Origin of the sequence: Burkholderia sp. Se-20378, from assembly GCF_017104665.1 — a bacterium.
Taxonomy (GTDB): Bacteria; Pseudomonadota; Gammaproteobacteria; order Burkholderiales; family Burkholderiaceae; genus Burkholderia; species Burkholderia lata.
On the sequence record NZ_JAAGPG010000518.1, the window covers coordinates 1 to 5,789 of the forward strand.

The 5,789-nt window shown below is 68.4% G+C and carries 5 protein-coding genes; 3 read left to right on the plus strand and 2 right to left on the minus strand.

The genetic code is table 11. From position 1 onward, the window contains the following. The coding region (locus tag G3N93_RS41835; protein ID WP_374196528.1) for an anhydro-N-acetylmuramic acid kinase at positions 1-1,912 on the minus strand (1,912 nt) is incomplete at its 3' end. A 142-nt stretch (positions 1,913-2,054) separates the two neighbouring features. Here G3N93_RS41835 and tyrS point away from each other — a divergent pair. From tyrS to G3N93_RS32685, 3 genes are read left to right on the plus strand one after another with little or no spacing between them, the layout of a single operon-like run. After that, positions 2,055-3,296, plus strand: coding sequence for a tyrosine--tRNA ligase (gene tyrS / locus G3N93_RS32675; RefSeq protein ID WP_122944484.1), 1,242 nt, complete (start codon positions 2,055-2,057; stop codon positions 3,294-3,296). Beyond that, complete coding sequence (gene dtd / locus G3N93_RS32680) at positions 3,293-3,751, plus strand: D-aminoacyl-tRNA deacylase (RefSeq protein ID WP_011350959.1); 459 nt, start codon at positions 3,293-3,295, stop codon at positions 3,749-3,751. The genes tyrS and dtd overlap by 4 nt, the downstream gene beginning before the upstream one ends. A gap of 23 nt (positions 3,752-3,774) precedes the next feature. Then, the gene (locus G3N93_RS32685) at positions 3,775-4,437 is read left to right on the plus strand and encodes a histidine phosphatase family protein (RefSeq protein WP_011350960.1); all 663 of its coding nucleotides are present in this window, start codon (positions 3,775-3,777) and stop codon (positions 4,435-4,437) included. Between the two features lie 63 nt (positions 4,438-4,500). On the opposite strand, the gene G3N93_RS32690 is transcribed toward G3N93_RS32685, so the two are convergent. Then, a complete protein-coding gene (locus G3N93_RS32690; protein WP_206134811.1) occupies positions 4,501-5,628 on the minus strand; it encodes a ParB/Srx family N-terminal domain-containing protein in 1,128 nt (375 codons plus the stop codon). Positions 5,629-5,789 lie beyond the last annotated feature (161 nt).

Below are 5,789 nucleotides of genomic sequence, written 5' to 3' on the forward strand. Positions count from 1 at the left end.
GGTTGCCGCGCGCGTCGCCTTCCACCGCGCCGTCCGCGATCAGCGTCTGCGCGAGCGAACGCGGCAGGCCCGACGGACGCGTCGCGAGCAGGCGCTGCAGGTACAGCGCGCCGCCGGCCTTCGGGCCCGTGCCCGACAGCCCTTCGCCACCGAACGGCTGCACGCCGACCACCGCGCCGATCACGTTGCGGTTCACGTAGATGTTGCCGACGTGCGCATTCGAGATCACGTGCGCGATCGTCTCGTCGATCCGCGTGTGGATGCCGAGCGTCAGGCCGTAGCCGGTCGCGCGGATCTGCTCCAGCAGCTTGTCGAGCTGGCTGCGGCGGTAACGCACCACGTGCAGCACGGGGCCGAACACCTCGCGCTTCAGCTCGTCGATGCTGCCGATCTCGATCAGCGTCGGCGGCACGAACGTGCCGTGCGCGCAGGCCTCGGGCGCCGGCAGCTGCGTGACGCCGTGCCCCTTGTCCTTCATCGCCGCGACGTGCGTGTCGATCGTCTGCTTCGCTTCACCGTCGATCACCGGGCCGACGTCCGTCGACAGGCGGTCGGGGTTGCCGAGCGCCAGCTCGTGCATCGCGCCCTTGAGCATCGTCAGCGTGCGGTCTGCGACGTCGTCCTGCAGACACAGAACGCGCAGCGCCGAACACCGTTGACCGGCCGAGTCGAAAGACGACTGCATCACGTCCGCGACGACCTGCTCCGCGAGCGCCGACGAGTCGACGATCATCGCGTTCTGGCCGCCCGTTTCGGCGATCAGCGGGATCGGCTTGCCGTCCGGGTCGAGGCGCGAGGACAGCGTCTTGTTGATCAGGCGCGCGACTTCGGTCGAGCCGGTGAACATCACCGCACGCGTACGCGCATCGGCCACCAGCGCCGCACCGACGGTTTCGCCCGTGCCCGGCAGCAGCTGCACCGCACCGGCCGGCACGCCGGCCTCGCGCAGCGCGTGCCGGAGCGCGTCGAGCAGCACCGGATTGCGTGCGCCGCCGCCGCAGACGAACACGGCCTTGCAGCCCGCTGCGTGCTGCGCGATCTCGCGTGCGACCGACACGGCGGTGAGCGCGGTGAGGGTCGCCTGCACATCCTCTGGCGCCACCTGTGCGAACGCGGCGAGCTTTGCGTCGAGCCATGCGGGATTGAACAGGTCGCGCCCGGTGCTTTTCGGCGGCGGTGCGGCGAAATACGGTTCGTCGAGCAGCGCGTCGAGCAGCGGCGCGTGGACGGTGCCGCGCGCGGCGAACTTGCCGCCGTCGTCGTACGGCTTGCCGAGATGTCGGGTCGCCCATTCGTCGAGCAGCGCATTCGCGGGGCCGCAGTCGAAGCCGCGCACGTCGCCGCCTTCGCCGGGCAGGATCGTGATGTTGCTGATCCCGCCGAGATTGCAGACGACGCGTGTCTCGCCCGGCGCGCCGAACACCGTGGCATGGAAGGCCGGCGCGAGCGGCGCGCCATGGCCGCCCGCTGCGACGTCGCGGCTGCGGAAATCGGCGATCACGTCGACCTGGGTCAGCTCGGCGAGCAGTGCCGGGTTGTTGATCTGCCGCGTATAGCCGCGCTCGGGGCGATGGCGCACGGTCTGGCCGTGCACGCCGATCCCGCGGATCTCGTCGCGCGACAGCCCGGCCGTGCGCTGCAATTCGTGGCAGCACACCGCGTAGCGTGCGACCAGTGCGTTCGCCGCGAGCGATTCGCGGTCGATCTCGTCGTCGCCGGGCTGCTGCAGCGCGAACAGCGCGTCGCGCAGCGATTGCGCGAAGCCGACGAACGCTTCCGCGAGCACGACCGGCGCCTTGCCGGCCTCGAAACGCACGGCGACGCCATCGACGCCGTCCATGCTGGTTCCCGACATCAGCCCGAAGTAGATGCCGTCGGCCGGATGGGCGTTTTGCGGCTGTCGTTGCGGCACGTTGGGTTCTCCTGGATCGTGCGGCGCGGGCCGGTGCCGCGCGCCTTGCGCCCGATTATCCGCGCAACGTGACGCGCCGTTAAGCGATGGGCGCGCAAGTTATGGGAAAATCCCTGTCTTTGCGACATTCTTCCTGGCACCGATGAGCACCGAACCCAGTTCCAAGCCTGTTTTCCCGATCACCGACGAAGTCCGGCATGCGCTCGCCGTCACGAAGCGCGGCGTCGACGAGCTGCTGGTCGAGGAAGAGTTCGCGCAGAAGCTCGCGCGCAGCGCGGCGACGGGCACGCCGCTTCGCATCAAGCTCGGCCTCGACCCGACCGCGCCTGACATCCACATCGGCCATACGGTCGTGCTGAACAAGATGCGTCAGCTGCAGGACCTCGGCCACACGGTGATCTTCCTGATCGGCGATTTCACGTCGCTGATCGGCGACCCGTCGGGCCGCAACGCGACGCGCCCGCCGCTCACGCGCGAGCAGATCGAATCGAACGCGAAGACCTACTTCGAGCAGGCCGCGCTCGTGCTCGACCGCGACAAGACCGAAATCCGCTACAACAGCGAATGGTCGATGCCGCTCGGCGCGGACGGGATGATCAAGCTCGCGTCGCGCTACACGGTCGCGCGGATCCTCGAGCGCGAGGATTTCACGAAGCGCTTCCAGGGCGGCGTGCCGATCTCGATCCACGAATTCCTGTACCCGCTGATGCAGGGCTACGACTCGGTCGCGCTGAACGCCGACCTCGAACTCGGCGGCACCGACCAGAAGTTCAACCTGCTGGTCGGCCGCGAACTGCAGAAGCAGTACGGTCAGGAACAGCAGTGCATTCTGACGATGCCGCTGCTCGAAGGTCTCGACGGCGTCGAGAAGATGTCGAAGTCGAAGGGCAACTACGTCGGCATCAGCGAGCAGCCGAACGACATGTTCGGCAAGCTGATGAGCATCTCGGACACGCTGATGTGGCGTTACTTCGAGCTGCTGTCGTTCCGCCCGATGGACGAGATCGGCGGCTTCAAGCGCGAGATCGAAGGCGGCCGCAACCCGCGTGATTTCAAGGTGCTGCTGGCGCAGGAAATCGTCGCGCGCTTCCACTCGCAGGCCGACGCCGAGCGTGCGCTCGAGGACTTCAACCACCGCGCGAAGGGCGGCGTGCCGGACGACATTCCGTCGGTCACGCTCGCGGGCGCGCCGCTGGCGATTGGCCAGCTGCTGAAGCAGGCCGGTCTCGTGCCGTCGACGAGCGAGGCACTGCGCAACATCGAGCAGGGCGGCGTGAAGATCGATGGCGCGACCGTGTCGGACAAGGGCCTGAAGGTCGAAGCCGGCGAGTTCGTCGTGCAGGTCGGCAAGCGCCGCTTCGCGCGTGTCACGCTGACCGCATGATCGCGCTGATCCAGCGCGTGAAGCGCGCCGACGTGCGCGTCGGCGACCGCACGACCGGCGAGATCGGTGCGGGCCTGCTCGCGCTGGTCTGCGCGGAGCGCGGCGACACCGATGCGGCGGCCGACAAGCTGCTCGCGAAGATGCTCGGCTATCGCGTGTTCAGCGACGCCGCCGGCAAGATGAACCTGCCGGTGTCGAATATCGACGGTGAGGGCCGCGCAGGCGGCCTGCTGCTCGTGTCGCAGTTCACGCTGGCGGCCGATACCAACAGCGGGCTGCGTCCGAGCTTCACGCCGGCCGCACCGCCCGACGAAGGCGCGCGACTGTTCGACTATTTCGTCGCGGCCGCGCGTGCGCGCCATCCGGTCGTCGAGACGGGCGAGTTCGGCGCGGACATGCAGGTGTCGCTCGTCAACGACGGCCCCGTGACATTCTGGCTGCAAGTGCGGCCCTGATTCTTCCCCGGAGACGCGCCGCGATGGCCACCACGCAGATTCTTTTCATCCGCCATGGCGAGACGGCCTGGAACCGCATCAAGCGCATCCAGGGTCACATCGACATTCCGCTGGCCGAAACGGGCCTCGAGCAGGCACAAAAGCTGGCCGCACGGCTCGCCCGCGACGCGCGTGACGGCGCACGGCTCGACGCGATCTATTCGAGCGACCTGATGCGCGCGCAGCAAACCGCACAGCCGTTCGCCGACGCGCTCGGCCTGTCGCTGCGGCTTCGAGAAGGGCTGCGCGAACGCTCGTACGGCCAGTTTCAGGGGCACGACAGCGCCGAGATCGAGACGCTGTTCCCCGACGCGTACGCGGCCTGGCAGACGCGCGACCCCGGCTTCGCGCCGGAGGGCGGCGAGTCGCAGCGCGAGTTTTACCACCGCGTGCTGCATGCGCTCGAACCGATCGTCGCCGAGCATCCGGGCGGCCGGATCGCGTGCGTCGCGCATGGCGGCGTGCTCGACTGCGTCTATCGTTTCGCGAACGGCATCGAGCTGTCGGCGCCGCGCAACTATCAGCTGCTCAACACGAGCATCAACGTCGTCGATTACGTCGATGGCCGCGCGCAAGTCGTGCAGTGGGCCGACGTGTCGCACCTCGACGCCGCAAGCGACGACGACGGGTACCGCAAGGTGCTCTGAGCCTGCAGGCCCCGTCCGGCAACGCCGGCCGGGGTTTCCTTCCTGCGCGGTGTGCCGCTTACCTTACTGCGGCAGTGCGTGGCGCGCCTTGTAGTCGAGCGCGTACGCGATCTTGCCGGGCTTGTCCGCCGTGATCGGCTGGCGCAGCTTGTCGAATTCTCCCTTGTTGTATTTCTTCCCGCCGTTGATCGCGTCCGCGCGGCCGAGGTCGGCGCCCGTCTTGCCGTCGATCACCGGGTCCGTGGCCGCGACCATGCGCGTCGACGCATTCCAGACTGCGTTCAGGTAGCCCGTGTTGGCCTTCGCCGGATCCGGGTCGGTTGTGCCGGCGCGCGTCAGGTCATAGCCGGCGAGCGCGAACGTGCCCGGTTGCGCGCGCAGCCAGTCGGCCCAGTAGAACTCGAGATAGTCGGTCGCTTGCGCGGGCTTGCTGTAGCCGATGTCGCGCGTGAAATAGACGAGCGAGCGGTAGCGGTCGTTCGTCATCCCGAGTTTCAGGCCGAGCCCGGTCGGCAGTTGCGCGGTCGTGATCGGCTTGCCTTCGCCGTTCTTGAGGCGCAGATAGCCGCGGCTCTGCATCTGCTGCCAGAACGCGTCACCCGAGTAGTCGCTGAGGTTGTCCTTGACGACGACGTGCACGTGCAGCGCCGGGCCGCCGTCGGGCGTCTCGTAGTAGGTCGACAGGCCGTGATGGCCGTCGGTCAGGTACAACGCATCGCCGTTCGGGCCGATCACGACCGGGTTCAGCACCGAGCGGTCGCGGGCGTTCGCGTCGGTCGTCGTGCACGTGTAGCTCGCGGGCTCGCGCAGCGTCGACTTGGCCGTGTAGCCGCCCGAAGCGACGCCGACCAGGCCTTCGTCAGCGCAGAAGTCGTCGAATTTCTTGTCGGGCTGCAGTTCGTAGCGGCCGAGCTTGTAGTAGATCTGGTCGTAGCCGATCGCGCCCTGCGTCGGGTGGAGGTCGCCGAGCGTCACGTCGATCAGGTCGCCCGCGCGAGCGGCCTTCCACTTGCCCGGTTGCGGCGTGACGGTGGCGGGCGGCGTGGGCGCAGGCGTGGTCGGGGTGCCGCCGGACGGCGTTTGCGCATCCGAACGCGCGACGGCGGCGACATCGTCGCCTCCGCACGCGGTGAGGGCGAAGACGGTGGACAGGCTGGCGGCAAGGGCGAAACGGATCGGCAGGCGTGGCATCGCGGGCATCGGGTGTCGGTCGGGTGGGCGGGACACCGCGCGGGTCACGGCAGGCGGGACGTGCGGTACGGGCGACCGTGCGCGGGTGCAAGCCCGTCAGCTTGTCACAGGTATTTGACAGTAAATTGAAATGATAAGAGGAAGCGAATCGTCAGGCGGGC